Source organism: Acinetobacter tianfuensis (assembly GCF_003611465.1).
In the GTDB taxonomy this organism is placed as follows: Bacteria; Pseudomonadota; Gammaproteobacteria; order Pseudomonadales; family Moraxellaceae; genus Acinetobacter; species Acinetobacter tianfuensis.
This window is the reverse complement of the sequence record NZ_RAXV01000018.1, coordinates 51,599-74,473: the sequence shown is the minus strand read 5'-3', so window position 1 is coordinate 74,473 and position 22,875 is coordinate 51,599. Positions and strand designations below refer to the sequence as shown.

The 22,875-nt window shown below is 41.2% G+C and carries 23 protein-coding genes; 12 read left to right on the top strand and 11 right to left on the bottom strand.

The window, feature by feature from the left end; genetic code table 11:
• Positions 1-132 precede the first annotated feature (132 nt).
• Positions 133-759 carry a LysE family transporter gene (locus tag D7V32_RS09535; protein ID WP_120402651.1) on the top strand — a complete coding sequence of 209 codons (627 nt, stop codon included), beginning with the start codon at positions 133-135 and terminating at the stop codon, positions 757-759.
• 367 nt (positions 760-1,126) lie between these two features.
• Here D7V32_RS09535 and D7V32_RS09530 read toward each other — a convergent pair whose 3' ends face one another.
• Together D7V32_RS09530 and D7V32_RS09525 are read right to left on the bottom strand one after the other, a co-directional pair.
• On the bottom strand, positions 1,127-1,582 hold the full coding sequence (locus tag D7V32_RS09530; protein ID WP_120402650.1) for a DUF6097 family protein: 456 nt from the start codon (positions 1,580-1,582) through the stop codon (positions 1,127-1,129).
• A 434-nt stretch (positions 1,583-2,016) separates the two neighbouring features.
• The gene (locus D7V32_RS09525; RefSeq protein WP_120402649.1) at positions 2,017-2,601 is read right to left on the bottom strand and encodes a YceI family protein; all 585 of its coding nucleotides are present in this window, start codon (positions 2,599-2,601) and stop codon (positions 2,017-2,019) included.
• 411 nt (positions 2,602-3,012) lie between these two features.
• On the opposite strand from D7V32_RS09525, the gene D7V32_RS17565 reads away from it, so the two are divergent.
• On the top strand, positions 3,013-3,534 hold the full coding sequence (locus tag D7V32_RS17565) for a nuclear transport factor 2 family protein (RefSeq protein WP_171407631.1): 522 nt from the start codon (positions 3,013-3,015) through the stop codon (positions 3,532-3,534).
• Between the two features lie 54 nt (positions 3,535-3,588).
• On the opposite strand, the gene D7V32_RS09510 is transcribed toward D7V32_RS17565, so the two are convergent.
• The 3 genes from D7V32_RS09510 to tkt all read right to left on the bottom strand — a co-directional run bounded on the left by D7V32_RS09510 (position 3,589) and on the right by tkt (position 6,464).
• The gene (locus D7V32_RS09510; protein WP_120402648.1) at positions 3,589-3,981 is read right to left on the bottom strand and encodes a GNAT family N-acetyltransferase; all 393 of its coding nucleotides are present in this window, start codon (positions 3,979-3,981) and stop codon (positions 3,589-3,591) included.
• A 169-nt stretch (positions 3,982-4,150) separates the two neighbouring features.
• On the bottom strand, positions 4,151-4,366 hold the full coding sequence (locus D7V32_RS09505) for a hypothetical protein (protein ID WP_120402647.1): 216 nt from the start codon (positions 4,364-4,366) through the stop codon (positions 4,151-4,153).
• Between the two features lie 109 nt (positions 4,367-4,475).
• The gene (gene tkt / locus D7V32_RS09500; RefSeq protein WP_120402646.1) at positions 4,476-6,464 is read right to left on the bottom strand and encodes a transketolase; all 1,989 of its coding nucleotides are present in this window, start codon (positions 6,462-6,464) and stop codon (positions 4,476-4,478) included.
• A 741-nt stretch (positions 6,465-7,205) separates the two neighbouring features.
• Between tkt and metK the strand changes: the two genes are divergently transcribed.
• The 4 genes from metK to D7V32_RS09480 all read left to right on the top strand — a co-directional run bounded on the left by metK (position 7,206) and on the right by D7V32_RS09480 (position 10,257).
• Entirely contained in the window at positions 7,206-8,372 is a 1,167-nt protein-coding gene (gene metK, locus D7V32_RS09495) for a methionine adenosyltransferase (RefSeq protein ID WP_120402645.1), read from the top strand.
• Between the two features lie 143 nt (positions 8,373-8,515).
• Positions 8,516-8,944 (top strand): SMI1/KNR4 family protein, encoded by a 429-nt coding sequence (locus tag D7V32_RS09490; RefSeq protein ID WP_120402644.1) that lies wholly within the window; start codon positions 8,516-8,518, stop codon positions 8,942-8,944.
• A gap of 156 nt (positions 8,945-9,100) precedes the next feature.
• Positions 9,101-9,445: a hypothetical protein gene (locus tag D7V32_RS09485; protein ID WP_120402643.1), complete on the top strand. Its 345-nt coding sequence runs from the start codon at positions 9,101-9,103 to the stop codon at positions 9,443-9,445.
• Between the two features lie 110 nt (positions 9,446-9,555).
• Complete coding sequence (locus tag D7V32_RS09480; RefSeq protein ID WP_120402642.1) at positions 9,556-10,257, top strand: VIT1/CCC1 transporter family protein; 702 nt, start codon at positions 9,556-9,558, stop codon at positions 10,255-10,257.
• A 15-nt stretch (positions 10,258-10,272) separates the two neighbouring features.
• Here the strand turns inward: D7V32_RS09480 and D7V32_RS09475 are convergent, their stop codons facing one another.
• Positions 10,273-10,785 (bottom strand): hypothetical protein, encoded by a 513-nt coding sequence (locus D7V32_RS09475; RefSeq protein WP_147394216.1) that lies wholly within the window; start codon positions 10,783-10,785, stop codon positions 10,273-10,275.
• Positions 10,786-10,948: 163 nt separating this feature from the next.
• On the opposite strand from D7V32_RS09475, the gene D7V32_RS09470 reads away from it, so the two are divergent.
• Entirely contained in the window at positions 10,949-12,091 is a 1,143-nt protein-coding gene (locus D7V32_RS09470; protein WP_120402640.1) for an NAD(P)H-dependent flavin oxidoreductase, read from the top strand.
• 147 nt (positions 12,092-12,238) lie between these two features.
• A complete protein-coding gene (locus D7V32_RS17290; protein WP_171407630.1) occupies positions 12,239-12,388 on the top strand; it encodes a hypothetical protein in 150 nt (49 codons plus the stop codon).
• Between the two features lie 65 nt (positions 12,389-12,453).
• On the opposite strand, the gene dusB is transcribed toward D7V32_RS17290, so the two are convergent.
• Positions 12,454-13,497, bottom strand: coding sequence for a tRNA dihydrouridine synthase DusB (dusB, locus tag D7V32_RS09465; RefSeq protein ID WP_120402639.1), 1,044 nt, complete (start codon positions 13,495-13,497; stop codon positions 12,454-12,456).
• 589 nt (positions 13,498-14,086) lie between these two features.
• On the opposite strand from dusB, the gene D7V32_RS09460 reads away from it, so the two are divergent.
• Positions 14,087-15,295 carry a DUF1615 family protein gene (locus D7V32_RS09460; protein ID WP_120402638.1) on the top strand — a complete coding sequence of 403 codons (1,209 nt, stop codon included), beginning with the start codon at positions 14,087-14,089 and terminating at the stop codon, positions 15,293-15,295.
• The gene (locus tag D7V32_RS09455; RefSeq protein ID WP_120402637.1) at positions 15,262-15,906 is read left to right on the top strand and encodes an HAD family hydrolase; all 645 of its coding nucleotides are present in this window, start codon (positions 15,262-15,264) and stop codon (positions 15,904-15,906) included. The genes D7V32_RS09460 and D7V32_RS09455 overlap by 34 nt, the downstream gene beginning before the upstream one ends.
• A gap of 69 nt (positions 15,907-15,975) precedes the next feature.
• Here the strand turns inward: D7V32_RS09455 and D7V32_RS09450 are convergent, their stop codons facing one another.
• Both D7V32_RS09450 and D7V32_RS09445 read right to left on the bottom strand, forming a co-directional pair.
• Entirely contained in the window at positions 15,976-17,070 is a 1,095-nt protein-coding gene (locus D7V32_RS09450; RefSeq protein ID WP_120402636.1) for a fatty acid desaturase family protein, read from the bottom strand.
• A gap of 15 nt (positions 17,071-17,085) precedes the next feature.
• On the bottom strand, positions 17,086-18,153 hold the full coding sequence (locus D7V32_RS09445; protein WP_120402655.1) for a flavin reductase family protein: 1,068 nt from the start codon (positions 18,151-18,153) through the stop codon (positions 17,086-17,088).
• A gap of 178 nt (positions 18,154-18,331) precedes the next feature.
• Here D7V32_RS09445 and fabR point away from each other — a divergent pair, with 178 nt between their 5' ends.
• Positions 18,332-18,991: an HTH-type transcriptional repressor FabR gene (fabR, locus tag D7V32_RS09440; protein ID WP_120402635.1), complete on the top strand. Its 660-nt coding sequence runs from the start codon at positions 18,332-18,334 to the stop codon at positions 18,989-18,991.
• Between the two features lie 72 nt (positions 18,992-19,063).
• On the opposite strand, the gene D7V32_RS09435 is transcribed toward fabR, so the two are convergent.
• Together D7V32_RS09435 and D7V32_RS09430 are read right to left on the bottom strand one after the other, a co-directional pair.
• Complete coding sequence (locus D7V32_RS09435; RefSeq protein WP_120402634.1) at positions 19,064-19,330, bottom strand: PAAR domain-containing protein; 267 nt, start codon at positions 19,328-19,330, stop codon at positions 19,064-19,066.
• A 326-nt stretch (positions 19,331-19,656) separates the two neighbouring features.
• Entirely contained in the window at positions 19,657-21,360 is a 1,704-nt protein-coding gene (locus D7V32_RS09430; RefSeq protein ID WP_120402633.1) for a M61 family metallopeptidase, read from the bottom strand.
• A gap of 177 nt (positions 21,361-21,537) precedes the next feature.
• Between D7V32_RS09430 and D7V32_RS09425 the strand changes: the two genes are divergently transcribed.
• Positions 21,538-22,845: a D-alanyl-D-alanine carboxypeptidase family protein gene (locus D7V32_RS09425; RefSeq protein ID WP_120402632.1), complete on the top strand. Its 1,308-nt coding sequence runs from the start codon at positions 21,538-21,540 to the stop codon at positions 22,843-22,845.
• Positions 22,846-22,875 lie beyond the last annotated feature (30 nt).

Below are 22,875 nucleotides of genomic sequence, written 5' to 3'. Positions count from 1 at the left end.
CATCAAGCTAACTTAATACACTGATAAAAAACACATTTATAAACCATTACAGCATTTCTGATTTTTAAATGTGTTTAATCGTTATGTGTTATATTTCATCCAATATTAAAAAACAATTTTATACAGCCATCCATGACTGCCCTGATTAGTATCGCAATAATTCATTTTTTTGCTTTGGTTTCCCCTGGCCCGGATTTCTTTTTTGTCACTCAAAGCGCCATACGTCAATCTAGATCACATGCTCTAAGCGCAGCCCTAGGCATATCATGCAGCATTTTGCTTTGGTCAATATGCGCAATGAGCGGCCTGCATTTTCTATTTCAAAAAATTGCATGGCTGCAGCAGGTGCTCATGGTCTGCGGCGGCCTATATTTATGTTATTTAGGCGTTCAGCTATTCCAGTCTGCCCTAAGCAAAAATGCAGCCTTCGATGCTCAAAACCCTGCTATGCCAATTGAAAAATCTCGAAAAAAATTACTGATGCAGGGCTTTTTCACAAATATGGCGAACCCGAAAGCGCTGGTTTATTTCAGCAGTGTGTTTGCAATTGCAATTAATACCGATGCTAACCTGATGCAGCAAAGCACCTTACTGCTGCTGGTCTTTACTGAAAGCCTGCTTTGGTTCGCAGCTGTCGCTTTTTTGTTTTCTGCACCTAAAATTACCGCAGCATATCAGAAATTCAGTAAAAAAATTGACGGGATCACTGGCGGGATTTTTATCAGTTTCGGCTGCTTGCTAATTTTAAACCGCGATTAAGCCACTCATAAAAAAGCGCTTGCTGATAAATATTTTAAGCTTGCAGACATAAACGCCAATAAGGTGCATCACTGAGCAGGCTATGATCTGCAGCCCTAGCATATGCAAGCCTCTGTTTGGGAAACAGTGAAGGAAATGACGCAGCAAGCGGCAGCTACAATGAAAATAACTCAATGACCTTCAAGCAACTGCCCCCTGTGCGCAGAAACAATCTGCCAACCAATCCTAAGCAGCCCCCTCTAGCTATTTAAAACTTCATGATCAGGATGATATAAAATAGGTATTTTAGAGTTTTCTAAACATAATCTTTTTTCATCCATAGCCTATCCAATAGAAAAACCGCCTTTTGGTGGTTTGAAGAAGTTTTTTAATTCAGCATCGTAAATAGCTTGTTAGCTATTGAGTACATTTTCTCATTAGTTTGCTTATTTAACTTATAGAAATATGCAACCAGCCCAATAAACCCCAAAGCATAAATGATAACAACCCACAAGTAGTTTATGACCCACATTAATAAGGAATGATTAAATTCTGCTGCATTAATGTTAAATCCAAAATTATTTGCAAAGCGGCTTCCAAAAAGAAATAAGCAGTAAATTAAAACAGGAAGAGCTAAAAGCCCAGTTCCTATATTTGCCAACTTCTTTTTTGCATGCAGATTACTGAATTCATCCCCCTTAAAATACTTCTCAATTTCAATTGTTTGATCATTTAGATCATCTTTTGAAATAATTGGAAGGCGAGATTCGTCAATAGCATGATGTAATTTTTTTAACAATTCAGCGTTATCTAATGATTCACTCAAAATTTGAAAATTATTCATAATATCGTTTCATTTTTTACAAAATGGCAATGTTATTATTCAAAACTGGAAATATCACATATTTTTACACAAAAACTACTTTAAAATTATAAAGACTTCATGAGTTTAAAAAAATAGCCTCTAAATATTCAAGTGAAAGCTGCAAGCTTTCACTTCATAAATTCATATAAAATTTTAATTGAGCTGCATTTTTGCAGAGCATGACATCTGAGTCTTTCTGATCAATAAACTTAAATTATTTAGGAGAAAAATCTCAAAACGGCAGAGAATGAAGTAGACGCTTAGACCTATATTAATTATTTTTTACACGGCAATATCAGCAGATCTTAATTGTTTGATCGCAAATGCAGTCAAAATACTGACTTTCAAGCACAGCATAAGAGATAGAACATTGCGCTGAAAGGATGACCAATCAGCGCAAACTATTGATTTAATTACTTAGAAGAAGAAACACTGGCTTCAGTTGTAATATTGACAGTGATCTTATCTCCTACATTCGGCACATACGCACCTACGCCAAATGCAGAACGGTCAAAAGAAGTCGTCGCATTAAAGCCAATGGACTGAGCTTTAGTCATAGGGTGCTCGCCTTGCTTATTCAGAACAGCATCCAGCACCACAGGCTTAGTCACGTCTTTAACCGTCAAATTGCCTGTAATTTTGTATTTGTTCTGGCCTAAAGCCTGAACTTTCGTACTTTTAAAAGTAATATTCGGGTATTTGGCAGCGTCAAAGAAATCTGCAGCTTTTAAATGATCATCCAAAGCTTTCACGTTTGTATTTAAGCTTGAAAGCGGAATCGTAACATTTACTGAAGATGCCTCGGGTTTTGCATTATCAACATTGATTGTGCCCTGAATATCACTGAAATTTGCTGACGGTGTAGAAAAACCGAAGTGGTTCCAAGTAAATACAGTCGCTGTATGCGTAGGGTCAATTTGATATGCTGTCGGTTTAGCCAAAACTGCTGCTGAAACCGATACTGCAGCCAAACCAATCACTAATGCTTTAAAGTTCATTTTTTATCTCACCATTTCTAATAAGGTTCAGTCTAAACTGTTTTACGTAAATTTCACTGTTAAAGATAAAACGATTTGTTGCAGCTTTAGAACGATACATTTGTAACAGCCAACTTTAATTTGATCTGCTCAATTCCACAGCCCTTTTCATCTTGTCAAACAAGCGGCTGAGTATATTTCGAAGCACACTCTTTCAAGATAAATAATGTATAGCTAAGTGCTGTCTTTAAAAATATGACCCATTTCCAGCAGTCTGCCAAAGCTAGAAAAACCATAAATTTAAAATAAAAATGAATTTACAAGAAAGTATATTTTCCTGTTCTTAGGATACTGTTGATTACTATCCGCTCTTTATCCCTCATTTATCATGTATAGAATAAATTCATCATATTGATAAAAAGTTGAAATACTATGTCAGATCACTTAAAGGCAATCGAAAAAGCATTACAAACCAAACAGCCTAAAGATGTTGTGCTTGCTTTTTTATACAATACAAATAAAGCACTGGTCGCAAACGCAGCAGAAAAATTAGTCGCTGAAGATGCAGCTTATAGTTCACTCAACTTTAGCAACCCAGAATTGAAGCAAATTGAACCATGGTGCGGCACGGCTGTAGGCCGTGATGTGTATGTGGATACCTTTTCTAAGGTGGGCACATATTGGAATGTAGACGATTTCCAAATCTCTGATATCTTATCTGAAGGTGAAACCGTTGCCGTATTTGGTCAATTTACCTATACCTCAGTACATGCAAAATGCACTTTTACATCACCCTTTTCCATTAAAGCAACAGTTAAAAATGGCTTAATTACTTACTTCCAGTTTATGGAAGACACTTATGCTTCAGCCGCATCTTTCCGTGTTGCAGGTGAATGGACAATTCAGCAAGACGCAGATCCTGCTAAAAACTTTAAAGTTTCAGAAAACTCTTAAGCCAGCAGCGGTGTACCTCTAATCAAAAAGCCCTTTTCATCAAGGGCTTTTTGATTAAATACGGTATTGAATAAAACCTGTCTTTTTGGCGATTTGATCGTAGAGCCGCTGTGCAGTCGCATTATCTTGCTGAGTCAGCCAATACACGCGATCACATGACCGTTCCTGAGTATATAAATGCACTTGCTCAATCAGCTTTCGGGCAATCCCCTGTCCACGATATAGCTCATCTGTATATAAGTCTTGCAAATAAGCATAAGGCTGAATACTCCAGCAGCTGTCATGCTCAATCACATGTACAATACCAGCGGCCTTACCATTTATTAATGCCGCAAAGCCGTACATATGAGTACATTGCTCATCTGTCAGCTTTAGCCACGTCTGGTCTGAAATACGCTCTGACAGCTGCGCTTGGTAAAACTGCTGATAGCCCTGCCACAGGGCCAGTCAATCTTGCTTATGAATCTGATTTAATGGCAGTATTTTTATATCTAAAGTCCTCACGAATATCACTGTTTTTATCTATTTGAACTCGTAAGATAACGCATAGGCATAAAAAAAGCTTTACTGAATACCGCCAGCAAAGCTTTTATACAAAAGTATGCATCAGTCAAATTTATAGTTTTTCTACCAAAATTCGGTCAACTAACTTCATACCTGTTTGCTTTTCATGGTTTTTACGGCGAACTTTAATCTGCTTGTCTTCTGCCAAATCCTGCAGCAGCAATTCAACAGCAACCATTGCTTCTAATGGCAAATCAGCACCAATCCATTTCTGCTCACCAGCATCCATTAGTACAATTTCATCATTAATTTGATCATATAAACTCATGACATCACCTCAATTACACTCATCATATTTACGATGTGCGGTACATATTTCATAAAAATAAAAGACGCCCCTATGATGAGGCGCCTTTTAAGACTGTTTAATGTCTAAATTAAGCAGTGATTTCTTTAACCGCAGCAACTACAGCTTCAGCAGTAATACCGAAGTGCTGATACAAGTCTTTCGCAGGAGCAGATTCGCCATAAGTTGTCATGCCAACAACACGGCCGTCTAAACCTACAAACTTCCACCAGTAGTCTACGTGAGCCGCTTCAACTGCTACACGTGCGCGGATGTTTGATGGAAGAACCGCTTCACGGTAAGCAGCATCTTGCTTCACGAATTCTTCAGCACACGGCATAGAAACAACACGCACGCCTTCAAGCTGTGCATAAGCATCCATTGCAAGTGAAACTTCAGAGCCTGTTGCAATGATGATTGCTTTTAATTCGCCTTTTTCTTCAGCAAGCACATAACCGCCTTTCGCGGCATTCTCAATTTGAGCAGCCGTGCGTGTTTGGAATGGCAAGTTTTGACGAGAGAAGATTAATGCTGTTGGGCCTTCTGAACGTAAAAGTGCAGATTTCCAAGAAATTGCTGCTTCTACAGTGTCACATGGACGCCAAGTGTTTAAGTTTGGCGTACCGCGTAAAGAAGCAATTTGCTCGATTGGCTGATGCGTAGGGCCATCTTCACCAAGACCGATAGAATCGTGTGTATAAACGTGAATGACACGCTGCTTCATCAATGCAGACATACGCACTGCATTACGCGCATATTCCATAAACATTAAGAATGTTGCTACGTAAGGAATGAAACCGCCGTGAAGCGCAACGCCGTTAGCAATTGCAGTCATACCGAATTCACGCACGCCGTAGTGTACGTAGTTGCCCGCAGCGTTGTCTTGAACACCTTCTGCACCTTTCCAAAGTGTCAGGTTAGAACCCGCCAAGTCAGCAGAACCGCCTAAAATTTCAGGAAGTAATGGCGCAAACGCTTGAATTGCATTTTGACTTGCTTTACGCGTTGCAATAGTTTCAGCTTTTGCATTTACTTTTGCGATGTAAGCATCAGCAGCAGCAGCGAAATCAGCAGGCAAATCACCAGAAATACGGCGTTTAAGTTCCGCAGCTTCAGTTGGATATTTGGCTGCATAGGCTGCAAAAGTTTCGTTCCAAGCCTGTTCAGCTTCAGTACCTTTTGCTTTTGCATCCCAAGCTGCATAAACGTCAGCAGGAATTTCGAATGGACCTTCAGTCCAGCCTAGCGCTTCACGAGTCAAAGCAATTTCGTCATTACCCAGCGGTGCACCATGGCAATCTTCTTTACCTTGTTTGTTTGGCGAACCTAAACCAATAATCGTTTTACAAATAATGATTGTTGGCTTTTTAGTTTCAGCTTTTGCTTCAAGTGTTGCTGCACGTAATGCATCAGCATCGTGACCATCAACTTTAAGTACTTGCCAGCCATAAGCTAAGAAACGCTGTTCTGTGTCATCAGAGAACCAGCCTTCTACTTCACCGTCAATTGAAATGCCGTTGTCGTCATAGTAAGCAACAAGTTTACCTAGGCCTAGAGTGCCTGCCAATGAACATGCTTCATGTGAAACACCTTCCATTAAACAGCCGTCACCTAGGAAGCAGTAAGTGAAATGATCCACAACTGAAATGTCTTCTTTGTTGAATTGCGCTGCTAAAGTTTTTTCAGCAAGTGCAAAACCAACAGCATTGGCAATACCTTGACCTAAAGGACCAGTCGTTGTTTCGATACCAGGTGCATAGCCAAGCTCTGGGTGACCCGGAGTTTTAGAATGCAATTGGCGGAATGCTTTTAAATCTTCAATTGAAAGATCATAGCCTGTCAAATGAAGAAGTGCGTATTGAAGCATTGAACCATGCCCGTTAGACAATACAAAACGGTCACGGTTCGCCCAGTTTGGATTCGTTGGGTTATGGCTTAAAAATTCACGCCAAACGACATCAGCAATATCTGCCATCCCCATTGGCGCGCCTGGATGGCCTGAATTAGCTTTCTGCACAGCATCCATTGCCAATACACGTATTGCATTTGCAATACGGCGTTCATTAAGTGGGGTCGTCATAAGTTAGCGTCCAAACAAATGGTTTAATAGAGTAAGATGAATAGAATTCAAAGATATCTATATTGTCTTAAAAAAAGCAGAAGGGGTAAAGCCTCACGGGCAAATTTTCACGAATTATTCCTGCCCCCCTTATATTTTGGATGCTTATTGCTCAATTTCAAGCTTACACGTGTCGATTATTTTACATACAATGGCGTTTTATACGGAAAGAGCGCGGCAATTGCAGTCCAAATACCAATAATTGCTCTGCCCATCATCATTTCAATAGACGGTAAAGCCTAATAGTTTCATTAGGCTTCCTCATTCTGCGCAATATCAAAATCAGTCATTTGTATACTGAACTGTAAAGCCCGTGCTTAACATGTTTTATTTTATAAATTAAATGAGAAGCTGCCGCCTACTGTCATAGTGCCGCAGTTCACAGCATTCACAGAACAGATAAGTAAGCCTTAAAAGGCTTATTAACGTTTTTTTCTTATAATTTATCAACTTAAAACCCCAATTAAGCCTATCACGATGAAATTATATTTTTGAACATACCCATCAGAAAACACTCCGTTTGATCTCATTCTAAAAGTTAAATTAAGATATAAGTGCGCCATATCAATTTTTTAGATGCTTATATCAATTAAAAAGTCATTGAAATGAATTAATTTCATCCAATTTGGTCATGTTGAGCTAGTCCTAAACGCTTTCTCGATGTAACATGTTGCGTCTTTAAATTTAACTGTGATAGGACTTATGCGCGAGTACGCTGTATTTACCTCGGAATCTGTAAGCGAAGGCCATCCGGATAAAATGGCTGACCAAATCAGTGATGCTATTTTGGATGCAATCTTAAAAGAAGACCCATATGCACGGGTTGCTTGTGAAACGCTTGTAAAAACGGGTGCGGTTGTACTTGCCGGTGAAATCACAACAACTGCAAATGTTGACTTTGAAGCGATTGTTCGCAACACCGTAAATGGCATTGGGTACCACCATTCAGATCTTGGCTTTGACGGTTCAACATGTGCCGTGATCAACATGATCGGTAAACAGTCTCCTGAAATTGCTCAGGGTGTTGACCGTCAAAAACCTGAAGATCAAGGTGCGGGCGACCAAGGCTTAATGTTTGGTTATGCAAGCCGTGAAACTGATGTGCTCATGCCAGCACCTATTTCATATGCGCATCGCTTAATGGAAAAACAAGCTGAACTGCGTAAACAAGGAAAATTGGCTTGGTTACGTCCGGATGCAAAAAGCCAAGTGACATTTGCTTATGAAAATGGCAAGCCAGTTCGCTTAGACGCAGTTGTACTTTCAACGCAGCACGACCCAAAAATTACTCAAGCTCAGCTTAAAGAAGCTGTAATTGAGGAAATCGTGAAGAAAGTGATTCCTGCTGATATGTTCCATGCAGGAACTAAATTCCACATTAACCCAACAGGCATGTTCGTTATTGGCGGCCCTGTAGGTGACTGCGGTTTAACAGGCCGTAAAATTATTGTAGACACATACGGCGGTATGGCTCGTCACGGCGGCGGCGCGTTCTCTGGTAAAGATCCATCAAAAGTTGACCGTTCTGCTGCTTATGCAGGCCGTTATGTTGCTAAAAACATTGTGGCTGCCGGTTTGGCTGACAAATGTGAAATTCAAGTGTCTTATGCAATTGGTGTTGCAGAACCAACTTCTATTTCTATCAATACTTTCAACACTGCGAAAGTTTCTGAAGATTTGATTATTGCCCTTGTACGTGAACACTTTGACTTGCGTCCGTACGGCATCACTCGCATGCTTGATTTGATCCAGCCAATGTATCAGCAAACTGCATCTTATGGTCACTTCGGCCGTGAAGGTTCAGACACTGCATTTACATGGGAAAAAACAGACAAAGCGGAAGCGCTTAAAGCTGCTGCTGGCCTTTAATCTTTACAGATTAAGTCCTTATAAAAAAGCCTGCATTCACTGCAGGCTTTTTTATAGCCTAAATATTTCCAATTGATTATCTTGACTATAATTAACCCATAGCATAAACATAAGTGCATCACTTATAAATCAAGAAAAAAATTATGCCCTTTCCATTAGATGAAAAATTTATTACCGCAGCTGAACAGCAGTTAGGATTTACGTTTCCTAAAAAATATAAAGCCAAAATGCAAATTGAAAATGGCGGTGAATTTGGCATCAGCTTTTCTGATGAATATGAAGATGGCGATGATATAGAACCATGGTGGCTTTTTTCCTTCCAAGACACCAGCGATGTGAAAAGAACAAAACGTACAATGAATCATCTGATTGCCGAAAATAAAACCATACGTGAAATCGAAGGCTTTCCCGAAAATAGCATTGCTATTGCATACAATCATACGGGTGATTATTTATTAATGCGGGCTGAAGAGAGTTTGCAATTAAGTGAAGAAATATACTTGCGGCGCCATGAATACAGTGACTTTATCTCCCTTGCCGCAAATTCAATTGAAGATTTCTTAGCTCAATAAACCTGTACAAATAAAGCTGGCTTTTCCATCTCATCCTTCAATAGGGTTTGATAAAAATTACACTTAATCAACAATTTTAGCTCTTTTTTTGATCGTATTTTCAGCTAATATTGAGCCAACCCTTGCTACGGGTATAACAACAAAAGGATGAACACAATGAATAAATTACTTATTGCTCTAGGTTTAGCTGCAACTGTTGCGCTGGTTGGCTGTAATAAAGACAAAGCGCCTGAAACGGGCGCAACCACAGGCGAACACTTAGAAAATGCTGCGGACCAAGCAGGCCATGATATTGCGGCTGCGACATCTGATGCAGCGACAGCAACTGCTGCTGCAGTAGATGATGCAGCAACTGCAACGGCTACAGCTGCAGATAATGCCGCTGACCATGCTGAAGCAGCAGCGCACGATGCTAAAGAAGCTGCTAAAGATGCAACTGCAGCGGCTGCAGGCGCAATTGAACAAGGCGCAGCTGATGTGAAAGAAAAAGCTCAGCAATAACTGATTTAAAAAGCCCTCAAAATGAGGGCTTTTTAAATTTGAACTGTTATTATATTTAAAGCCTTCATCAGCTATAATTCCATTAAAATAACAGCAACTTGAGTTAATACATGCCTTCTGCACACCACTCAGAACATCATTATATTCATCGTACTGGCTGGCTTCGGGCCTCTGTTTTAGGCGCCAATGACGGCATTATCTCAGTGACTAGCTTAATTATGGGACTGGCAGCCAGCGGCGCTTCATCTCAAACCCTCCTCATTACCTGTGTAGCGGGCTTGATCTCTGGCGCTGTATCTATGGCTGCTGGCGAATACATTTCAGTCAAATCACAAGAAGATATAGAAAAAGCTGACTTGGCAATGGAACACAAAGCCTTGAAGCATCAGCCTGAGGCTGAATTAAAAGAATTAACACAAATTTATATAACCCGCGGGCTAAGCCCTGAACTGGCTCATGATGTTGCAGTTCAACTCACCGCGCATGATGCATTAGCAGCGCATGCACGAGATGAAATAGGTATACATGACAACACAGCAGCCAAACCCGTACAAGCAGCCATTTCCTCTGCCTTAGCATTCTCTTCCGGCGCATTACTGCCAATGCTGGCTATCTTGCTTAGCTCAGAACACAATATTGAAGCTGCTGTCGCCATTGTCGGTGTATTGTCACTTGTGCTGCTCGGTGCATTATCCAGCTATGCGGCAGGTACATCTGTGCTCAAAGGCAGTTTACGTGTAACGCTTTGGGGCATTGCTGCCATGCTATTTTCCAGCTGGATCGGCTCATTCTTCAATACAGCGCCTATTTAGCGCCGTCACTTTCGCTTAGACTGGGCTTAAAGCACCGCGTAAATTACAGCCAAACCCCATCAGCTGCTGCGCTTGTTTGTATGTACTGTGTTCTTCCATCACAAATTGATAAAAAGACGCAGCATTTTTAAAATGATCAGCCAAACCAACAGCCGATGCATTATTCAGAACCACATCATCCATCAAATTCTGATTGAAATGCCCATAACGGTATAATTCATTAAAATAACCGTTCATCATCGAGCAATAATGTTCTTTCACTGGCTTCAATGCTGTCGCACTTACTGCCTGAGCATTAAGCGTTTTCAAATCATCCGCATTTAAAGCAAATGTATTGGAAAATGCATAACCATACATCTGCTTCATTTGCATATAGTCATCAGCAAGCTTTACATTTAAATCTGCTATTTTTTGCTGTAATTGTGAAGCATTTTGAACACTATACAACTCAGGATTTAATGCTTGCGCAGGCGTATTATCTTCAACACATCCAACTAAAAAAATACTGCCAATTAAAGCGGCTGCCATGAATGGCTTCATTTCAAACCCAACACAATACAAATTTTCGCTCCATTATGCATAAAAAAATCGCCGTTAAAAGTTTTAAGCCAAAGTAAAAGCTTTTGCTATGCCAATTACATGCGTATGATAAAAAATGATGGTATTTTCAAAATGATATATATACTGGCTTATGTTCGAAATATGCGGACTTATATCAGCAAAGGATATCTCTGAATCATACCATCCAGTCAAAAACGAAAGAAAAAAGGAGAAAATACACATGCAATTACTTGAGCGCTTAGGCATTAAGCACCCTATTTTTCTAGCACCCATGGCTGGCGTATCAACTCCGCAGCTTGCTGCTGAAGTGTCCAATCAAGGCGGTTTAGGTTCTTTAGGCTTAGGCGCCAGCAGCGTCAGTGCTGCCCGCGAACAAATTTTGCAAACTCAAAATTTAACTGATCAGCCTATTCATCTCAACTTTTTTTGCCATCAAAGCTCTAGCCTAAATAACGGCATTACAGCGCAATGGGCTCAATATTTAAAACCTCAGTTTGAAAAATATGGTGCTGAGCCGCCTGCTGCTCTAAATTGCATTTACCCAAGTTTTTTAGATCAGGATGATTTCCTGCAGCTGGTGCTAGAAACAAAGCCTAAAGCTGTCAGCTTTCATTTCGGCATTCCGCATGCACATCAAATTCAAGCGTTAAAAAATGCCAATATTGTTACCATGGTCACGGCAACCAGCCTTGCAGAAGCAAAAGCTATCGAAGCTGCCGGTATTGATATTATTATTGCTCAAGGAATAGAAGCAGGCGGACACCGCGGTATATTCAATCAGCATTTGGACAGCGCGCTCTTGACTGCAGACTTGGTAAAGCTGCTGAAACAGCATTGTCATCTTCCAATCGTTGCTGCTGGCGGCATTATGAATGGCCATCAGGCAAAACAGCTCTTAGATTTAGGTGCAGATGCAGTACAGCTTGGAACAGCATTTGTGCAATGTAAAAGTTCCAATGCAAATGAGGCATACCGTCAAGCCTTATTCCAGCAGCCAGTGACACAAATTACTGACAGTATTTCAGGACGGCCTGCTCGCGGTTTAATTAACCAATGGCATATAGCAGTAGATTTGCCAGCACGTCCAAGCGTTCCAGCTTATCCATATGCTTATGACATGGGTAAACAATTGCACGCGCTTGCAGCCAAAAATCAAGATCACGGTTTTGGCGCATTTTGGGCAGGCAGCAATGTGATGCAAATTCGCGCTTTGGAAGCAGCTGATCTTATTAACCAGCTTGTTTTGGAAATGCTCCAAGATTTAGACTCATAAGATACAACCTAAATCACATAAATAATACTGCATACCGATGCAATTCCTCTGATTTTTATTTTTTGTCTAATATTCCACATTGTAATTTTATGTAATATCATGTTTAAACAAGTAAACATTAAACAAAAATTAAAATTGGGGAATTGTATGGCGGTTGCGCTTTTAGTTTTAGTATTGCTTGGAGTAACACTGGATAGCAAAGATCACTCACAGCAAACAAATGTTCCGCATTCAGCAGAACAGCAAAATACAGCTGCACCTGATGCAAACAGTGCAAACAGCTTGCCATCGTCTTAAGCATCATAAAAAAAAGCCCTATGCAAAATTACATAGGGCTTTTTTAGTACAGCGCTTAAACCATATTAGACTTCAAGTAAATTCACAGCCTCGGCCTGCACATCACTCATAATCTCTCCATGTGCAAGCAGCTCATTAAAGTATGCTTCTACAACTTTAAATTGCGCTGCGGTAGAATCTTCTTTATACATATTTTGGCGGAACTCGTTGCTTGAACGCAAACCTTTGGTATACCAAGCAATATGTTTACGTGAAATCCTGCAGCCAGAATATTCACCATAAAACTCATACAGTTCAGCCAAATGTCCCAATAACACAGTTTTCACTTCTTCAATCTCAGGCGCTGCCAAGTGTTCACCCGTTTCTAAATAATGCGCAATTTCACGAAAAATCCACGGACGGCCTTGAGCTGCACGCCCAATCATCACAGCATCTGCGCCTGTATAGTCCAATACATATTTGGCTTTTTCTGGACTATCAATATCCCCGTTTGCAATTACAGGAATATTAATCAGGTTTTTGACTTCGCGAATTAAACTATAGCGAGCCGTATTTAAATACATATCTTCACGTGTACGTCCATGCAGCGCTAAAGCAGCAATACCCGCTTCCTCTGCACGTTTTGCAACACGCATAATATTTTCATGGCCATTTAAAAAACCTAGACGGGTTTTCAATGTTACGGGCACGTCCACAGCCGCAACGACCTCATCCAAAATTCGAGCAACCAAATCTTCATCTTTCAGCAAGGCAGAACCAGCCAATTTATTGCAAACTTTTTTCGCAGGGCAGCCCATGTTGATATCGACAATTTGAGCGCCATTTGCAACTTGGTAGCGCGCAGCTTCTGCAAGTTCCAGAGGGTCTGAACCAGCAATTTGTGCGGAAATCGGAGCAATTTCGCCATCAAAATTTGCACGGTATAAACTTTTTTTACTCATGCGCAGCGTTTTGTCTGCAGTCATCATTTCACTGACCGCATGACCCGCACCAAAGTACTTGCACAACGTTCGAAACGGACGGTCTGTTACACCCGCCATTGGCGCAACCCACAGTTTTTTACTGAGTGGTTTATCAAACAATTCTTGAATTACTGTATGCTGCGCCATTAAATTTTTCCAATTTTACCCAATAAAACGCAAAAGCCGAAAGCGATTTAGACCTCAGTATAGCTAAAGCCATATATATAGACCGATTAAGAATGAGATCATATTCAAGACGGCGTTACAGTTCAAAATAATGCTGCTTTGCCTAAAAAAGCTTTTGCAGACGCAAGTCTAAAGCTTTCTGTCCAAAATCTCCAGTTCCTCCCGCCTGAAGTAAAATACAGCAGCGCCAATGAAACAGATGCAGCCATCCAATGCCAGTTCTTAAAAACAGCGGCTGGCAGCACTGGAAAATTTAATATCTATCACCATATAAGCCAATAGCCAGCTGGAAAAGGCTCACCTATTCCCTACTTAGCGCTGGTCTTAAAATTGCGCTTTTCATGGCGCTATGCAGCTGAAAATGGTTATGTTATTTTCAATATTATGCGCAGCTTTTAAAGCAATAATCTGCCGATACTGCAGTTTTGGCAAGGCAGTTTAAGCAGCGCTCACCACAGTCATTCAGATAATTTTTCAGCGGATGAAGAATGATCATAGTATACTGCGTCAGCCTCTTTGGCCTCTAGTTTGGGAACATGTCTACGTCAATATGAAAAAATCTTTTGCTTACTCTGCTTGTGTAAAAACGCTTTCTGTTTTAGCAGTTTCTATCGGCTTAAGCGCCTGCGGCAATGGCTCATGGTGGTCTAAAGATGATGAACCGACTCTAGATGCCGAACACATCCGCAAAGCCATTCCTAGCCGCGTCAATGACCGCAGCTCATGGGCTAAAGATATTTATGACATTACTGAGCAGCTCGGCATTCCTCAAACCAAGGAAAATGTCTGTACGATTGTGGCTGTAGTAGATCAAGAGTCCAACTTTCATGCAGATCCGCAAGTGGCAGGCTTAGGCGCTAAAGCTGTCAAAGAGGTGCAAGACCAGCTGGAAGAAAAATTCAAAGCCAAATTGGGTGACAATATTGGCGGTGTAATTGCAGGTTATTTTCAAGAAGTTTTAAAAAATCAGCCAAGTCCTGAAGACAATTACTTAAGCCAAATGGGCCGTGTGAAAACCGAACGCCAGCTGGATGAACTTTATCGTGAAATCTTTGACTATATGGCAAAGCATTATCATGTCAGCGCCTTAACAGGCACGGCAAAGCTGTTAGGTCAGGACATCAGTGAAAAGCTGAACCCGATTACAACATTGGGATCAATGCAGGTACTGCTCAGCTATGCCAAAGATCATAAACGTCAAGGCGGCAGCATGGCTGACCTGCGTACAGATATGTATTCACAGTACGGCGGCCTATACTATGGCATTCACCGTCTGATGATGTATCCCGCTGACTATGACAAACCGCTTTACCGTTTTGCAGATTATAACTCTGGAAAATATTCGAGCCGAAATGCCGCATTCCAAAGCATGCTTAACAGCATTTCAGGCGCTGATTTAGATCTGGACGGCGATTTGCTGCTTTACAAAAAAGATAACTCGCCTATAGCGGCAAAGAGTTCATCTGAACAGGAAATCTTAAAAGTATTTTCTGATCACAACGTCATTCTCACACCGAAGCAAATCCGTTCAGATTTGAAAAAGGAAAAAGAATTAAACTTTGAGGATACTGCTACCTATCGTGCTGTAAGCAAGCTATACCAAGAAAAAACTGGTAAAAAGCCATTTTACGCCATGATGCCGGAAGTTGTGATTTCAGGGCCGAAACTCAGCCGTGACTACAATACCAATTGGTTCGCCTCGCGAGTAAATGGACGCTATCAAACATGCATGACCCGAATCAAGCATTTAAAAATCTAGCTTTATTTGATTTTGACGGAACACTTTGCAGCAAAGACAGCTTCACTGGGTTCATTTTTTACTCATTATCTAAGCGCCATATTGTGCGTCAAGGCTTAAAAATTTTACCGTGGATTCAGGGCTACTACTTAAATGTATATCCTGCCCACGCTATGCGCCCCAAATTGTACAGTGCAATGTTTAAAAATACTGATGCCGCAGATATCCATGAACTGGCAAATGCGTATGCACAAGAGCTGATGCAGTATTTAAATCCAGACTTGCTGCAGCAGATGCAGCAGCATCAGCAGCTTGGCCATCAAGTGGCGCTGGTTTCAGCCTCGGTGGACCTCTATTTAAAGCCCGTTTGCAGCCTCTTAGGCATTGATTTGATTTGCTCAGAAGTTGAAATCAAGAACAGTAAAATGACAGGATCTTATATCACTGCTGACTGCAGCGGCGAACAAAAACGGTCTCGTATTTTAGAAAAGTATAATTTGCATGATTTTGACAGTGTTTATGCCTATGGCAACAGCCATGAAGATCTTGCTATGCTGGATTTAGCCGATCACCGCTATATGGTTGGTGAGGATAAAAACCTGCCCGCCTTAGCACAAAGCTTATCTGCATAACTCTTAGATTCTCAAATGAGAGGTTTTTAGTATCCGAACAAAAGCCCTGCATATGCAGGGCTTTTCAATTTACTTTTTAAATGGAAATGCATATTTCACAATACGCTTAATTACACTGCCGTACTGTTTGACTAAACTGGCATTATTATAGTTCAAGCCATATTTTTCACACACAGCCTGAACTTTTGGCGCCATTTTACGGTAACGGCGCGCTGGTACATCCGGATATAAATGATGCTCAATTTGATGGCTTAAATGGCCTGTCAAAATATGAAAAGCCTCTGAACCCGTTAAGTTCGAAGAACCGCGAATTTGACGCATATACCAATGGCCGCGGCTTTCATTTTGCAGTACTGACTTTGGAAACACTTCCACATCTTTAGTGAAATGGCCGCAGAAAATAATACTGAAGGTCCAAATATTACGGATCCCGTTTGCAACCAGATTGCCCGTCAGAACAGGCAGCGCGGCAGGACCTGCAATCAGCGGAAAGAACACATAATCTTTAAACAGCTGTTTAGAGATTTTACGCTGCATCGGACGCCATTCTTCTTGGGTTTGCTCTTTGCTCTTGCGGCCTTTGAAGTATTTACCCAATTCCAAATTTTGAATTGCAACGCCCCACTGGAACAGCAGACAAAATGGAATACTGTAAATCGGCTGCAGCAAATAGCCGGGCTTCCAGCGCTGCTCTGGGAACAAACGGACAAGACCATAGCCAATGTCATCATCCAGCCCTTTAATATTGGTATAAGTATGGTGCTTAAAGTTATGTGTCTGACGCCAGTTGTCTGAAGTCCCGACAATATCCCACTCATAGGTCTGACCATTGAATTTTGGATCATTCATCCAGTCATACTGACCATGCATGACATTGTGGCCAAGCTCCATATTTTCCATAATTTTGGAAAAGCCTAATAGCCCTGTGCCCAGCAGCCATGCTGGCGGGAACCAGCCTGCAAATAATAAAGCGCGGCCAGCCAATGATGAATAACGGACAGCTGCATAAACACGGCGGATGTATTCGGCATCTTTCTCACCAATATCATCCAGCACTTCTTGTTTAATTGCATCCAGCTCACGCGCCAGTTCATCCAGCTGGCTTTGTGTTAATTCACTGTTTTTCGGGTTCTTAAAATATTCAATTTTTACAGGCATATTCATAAAAATGGTCCTACCTTATAAATCAATCACAAGATCAGTCTGAGCCGAGCTCACACAGAGTTTCAGCAAGTTGCCCCGCTCTGTATTTTGTGCGCCATTGACTAAATTTTTTGTTGCGCCTTCTGCTTTATTGCATGCGCATTTGTTGCATATCCCCATACGGCAGCCATGCTTAGGCTTAATATTCTGCTGTTCCAGCGCCGCTAAAATTGGGACACCTTTAGGAATAGAGACAACTTTATTGGTTTGCAGCAAAGTCACATTAACAAAGCCAATATCATCATTAACCAATGCGCTCATACTGAATGCTTCTGTCTGCACATTTTGAGCAGCAGCAAAATGCTCTTCTGCAGCGGCTGTAAAACCTGACGGACCGCATGCATAAACAATACTGTTTGCAAGATCTGTGACCAAGGCCGCATGTGACGCATTCACACGTGCGTCCGCTGGCAAAGCTTGGGTATAAAATACGTGAAAACTGAAGTTTGCATAATGCGATGCGATGTTTTCAAAGCGCGCTAGAAAAGCAGCATCGCTCTTATTTTTCACCCAATACATGAGCTTCACAGGCTGTTCTTTTAATTGCTGTGTTTTACTCATTTCTTTAATCAGGCTCAGCATTGGCGTAATACCGCTGCCCGCTGCCAAAAGTACAAGAGGCGAAGCGGTTTTGGGCACGGTCATTTCACCATACGGCAGACCAAACTCAACCAACTGTCCTACTTCAGCCTGTTCTGAAAACCATGTGCTGACAATGCCCGCATTCACTTTTTTCACTGTCAGCAAGACATGCTGCGCATTTAAACGGGTCAAACTATATGTACGTTCATAGCGGATGCCGTTCACTGCAACAAAAACTGGATGATGCTGCCCTGCCTGTCCAAATTTAAAATTACGGTTGATCTGAATCATCACGCTGACCATATCATCAGCAGCAATATCCTTTTGAACAATTTTGCCCAATGCTTTATTGCTTGACCAAAGCGGGTTGATTTTCTGCAGCCAAAAATTGACAGCATCAAGGTCAATCACACTTTCAGTGAAGAAATTGAAGGGCTGTTTTACTTTAGTCAGCACATGCATGGTCATATACATCTCATAGAGTTTGTATTTATTATACACATGTATATATATTTGTATATACACTCGTGCTTAAATCATTCCTCACCAAACACTATAAGCCTTTCTGATAATGTGTTATCGTTTCTATACATCTAACATGATGGCTCTAAGGTCTGAATTGAAAGCGAATATAGGCTCTATGCTCCAAGAACAAACTCCCCTTGAAACAGTTAGCTCAGTGCGCACTGTAGGCCGTAAAGCCACAATTACAAAAGAAGAATTATTTCAGGCCGCGTTAAATCTGATTGGCCCGCAAAAAAGTATTGCCTCTTTGAGCTTGCGTGAAGTTGCACGTGAAGCTGGCATTGCGCCAAACAGCTTTTACCGTCATTTTAAAGATATTGATGAATTGGCAATTGAACTCATTGACCGTGCTGGTGTTGTTTTGCGTCAAATTTTGCATGAAGCGCGTCTGAAAGCATCTAAACAAAACAGCATTATCCGCAGCTCTGTAGAAGTGTTTATTGAACAGCTGAATGCCGACACAGGCAACCTAAGCCTGCTGCTTCGTGAGGGCTATACGGGTTCAATTTCCTACAAACAAGCCGTTGAGCGTCAGCTAAACTTTTTTCAGCAGGAACTTAAAGAAGACCTTGTCTTACTGGAAAAACTGAATAACAGCAAATTAGCTCACCCAGAAATTGCAGCCAAAGCCATTACGCAGCTGGTGTTTAATATGGGCGCTAAAGTGATTGATATGCCTGCAGCTGAGCGTACAGAAGTTGCTGAACAAACTATGCTGATGATTCGCATGATTTTGGAAGGTGCGCGTCACTTGGATGAAGCTAAGATCCGCTGAGCCTTCCCTCACTCCCTGACCGAATTACCGCTTAAAACATCAAGCATATTTTGTTCGGGAGTGAAAAATAATTTACTTTGCAGAAACTGCCAACTGCTGCTGCGGCAGAAAAGATGCTCCGCAAGTTGTTTGATCTCCAGCGCGGATAATGGCCCGGCCTTTCACTGTGGTGCTCATATCCGTTGCAATTGCAGCAACAACCGCCTTACATTTAGGACAAAAGTGCTTCATGCCATTTAAATGTACGGCTATGCCATTAATCAAAAATGAACTCTCAACTTCAGCAACAATACCGCCATGCGTCGTTTTCGCACCAAGAGTAATTAAAGCTTTAGACATTGTTATTTTTCCTTATTTATTTTTTGGCGCATTTTAACACAGGCTTTCGCATTGCTCTAGACGCCTCTTAAAGCTTAGGCTAACATTTACAGCTGCGTTTTTATCAAAAATTTAGCTTAAAGTAAAATATCATTTGATTTGACGAAAATCATTTCCTTCATCATAAAAACCAGCAAAAATTAATAGCTCATTTAACCCAATAAGCTCTTCTGCACATATTGCTGCCCCAATTTTTTATGATTTCTATCAAGTGCATCTAATATTTCTTACATAAAAAACCGACGCCTAAGCATCGGTTTTACGTCGTCTTTTATAACTTATGCAAATTAAGCATTCAGCCACTTTTCAGCTTTAGCCTGATCTTCAACTTTTAGCTCAACTTCGGTTAAGTCTGAACCGCCAGCCTGAACTTCAAATGTCATCAGCTCATCACGGCGGAAAGCATGAACAATGAAAACACCTTCTTGCTTCGCATATTTTTCAATCAGTTTAGCCGTCGCTTTTAAACCATCAATCGCAACAATCACATCATTTGCTGAAAGGCCTGCTTGAACACCTAGACTATCACGGCGAGCAGAAACGACAGCAACACCTTCAGGCTTATCAGCAAGCTTTAAACCAAATGGCAATGACTGATCATTTTTCAGCGTGTAGCTTAAGCCAAACTCAGGGAACAGCTGGTCTAATGGGAGCTCATCTGTGGTGTTAATCAGATGGTTAATTTGCTCAATCCAGTTATCGCCAGTCAGTTCATTACAAAGCTCTACGATTGTACGCTCATGCACTTGCATGCCATTTTGCGCATTTTCATACAGCTTACGCATCAGCGCATCTAAACTTGAACCGCGCAAACGCAAACCTAAGTCTAAACACAGCGCGACTAAACAGCCTTTATTGTAGTAGCTCGTACCTGCATTATTTGAATTTTCATCCTGACGGTAGAATTTCACCCATGCATCAAAACTAGACTCAGATACAGACTGAATAAAACGGCCCGGATTTTGTAAATAACGGTCAATTTGCGCTTTAAGCAGTTTGATATATGAACTTTGAGAAATGACACCGCTGCGCAGCAAAATCAAATCATCATAATATGATGTGAAACCTTCAAAAATCCATAATAAAGAGGTGTAGCCTTCTTTATTCAAATTATAATTTACGAAGTTTTCAGGACGGATGAATTTCACTAACCATGAATGAAAATATTCATGACTGCACAGCCCTAAGAAGCGCTGATATTCTTCTGAAGGTTCAGCGGGTTCATCCGCCTTTGGCAAGTCATCGCGCGGCGTGATTAGACTTGTACTGTTTGGATGCTCTAAACCGCCATAGCTATTGCCCGTTGCAATGGTCATAAAGGTATAGTCTTTAAAAGGCGCAGAACCGAACATTGAAATTTCTGTACTGCAAATTTTTTCAATGTCCTGCTGCATGCGGGCTGCATTCATCGCATGTTTGCCTGAAACAACAAACTCATGCGCAATGCCATTTGCTTCAAAACTAAAACGGGTCTGATCGGCAAGCTCAAAAGGCGCATCAATCAATTCAGCATAATTGGCCGCTTCTAAAGTAAAACGGCCCTTCACTAAACTGCGGGTTTTTAAACCAGTCGCAATTTGGAAATGCTTTAACTCATCCGGCAGGAAAATTTCCACCTCAACAGCTTTATGCTCTTGGCCTTCCAGACCTAAACAAGCACAGGCTGGATTTACATATAAACGATTTTCATCTACATAAGCGCCGCGTACAGATAAGTCATAAGCATAGACATCATATTCAACCGTAATCAGCTCATGATCTGTGTTGAATAAACGCCATTTATTTTTTTCAAATTTCTGGATTTGCAGCAGACGGCCTTCTTCATCATAGGCACGCACCGATTCGATATGCTTAGAAAACTCACGAATTAAATAGCTTCCCGGAATCCAAGTCGGCAGTGAAAGCACTTGTGTTGGATCAGCTAAAAAGCGGACTGTGACATGCAGGAGGTGCTGACGATAATCGTCAAATTCGATTTGATAATGCAGCATAATGGGCAATACAAAATTAAAATAGATAACTTGATTGCTAGCTTAACATTTTTTTAATCATACAGTGCCGAACTGTGTTATTTGTCTGCAATTAACACTAGCCAGCACTTCAAAAAAGGCATAGCATGCCTAAAATTTTTATCGCTTATTTGCCTAAGGAAAGGCTAAGGAACTTCATTGAAACGCGTGATATATCTGATCGCAGCACTTATTGCTTTGTGCTCCACGATGGTGAATGCTGCCCTGCTGGATATTAAGCCAGAAACAGTAGAGGCAGAGGCTTGGACTATTTTAGACCCTCAGTCTGGTCAAGTTATTGCAGAACATAACAGTCATGTACGCCGCGCTCCTGCATCCCTCACAAAAATGATGGTTGCTTATATTGCGCTGAAGGAAATCCAAGCTGGAAAACTGCGTAAAGACGAAATTCTGACAGCAACACCGGTAGTGAAATTAGTACAATGGGATGAGTCTCAAATGTACTTAAAAGAAGGCGAACAGATTTCAATTGATCAGCTCATTGCAGGCTTGGTCATCATGTCTGCCAATGATGCAGCAGTCAGTTTGGCTGAAAAAATTTCAGGCAGCGTGCCAAATTTTGTTGCACGTATGAATCTGGAAGCTAAAGCGCTCGGTATGAACGATACTCATTTTGAAAATCCGCCGGGTATTACCATGCCAGAGCACTACTCTTCAGCCTCAGATCTTGCCCGCTTAGCCGCTGCAATAGTCAAAGAAACACCAGACTATTTAAATTATTCAAAACAGCAAAGCTTTAGCTACAATAAACACTTCCACCGCGCAACCAATGTACTGCTGAAACAAGACCCAAGCGTAGACGGGATGAAAACTGGCTTTACCAAAGCAGCCGGCTACAATCTCGCCTTAACAGCAAACCGCCCTACAGGCCGCTACAATGAACCGGACCGCCGCTTAGTCGTCGTTGTGCTAGGCACTAAAAGCGCTCTCAAACGCGCTGAAATTGCACATAAACTAATGAATATCGGTTATGTATATACCCGCAATGAACAAGTCCTAAAAGACAAACAGCTCATTGCAGAACTGCCTGTCGTTAAATCCACTTTAAAAATGTTTAAAGTCGAAACTCAGCAGCCGCAAATGATTACCGCCTCACTGGCAGATCCAGCTTTTCAATTTGACTTAAATGCTTTTGATCCATTGCACCAGCGCATGATGCTGGACACAGGAAACGGCTTGATGCAAAGCATTGAACCGCTGCAGCACACAGAAACCAGCCTAGACGTAAAAATCAATGAAAAGCTGCTCACTGCGCCGCTTTCACAAGTGATTAAGCTTGCAACTATTGATGTTTATCAAAATGATCAGCTCATCCGCAGCTTTGACATTGAAGATGAAGTCAACATTGAAGAAGCCAATATTTTTGAACGACTATTTATGTGGATTAAAAGTGTTTTTGGCTTATTTTCTGCTGATGCCGAACTAAAAACCTACCCAGTTAAATAAAAACAGCTGCCGCACTCAGCAGATACAAAC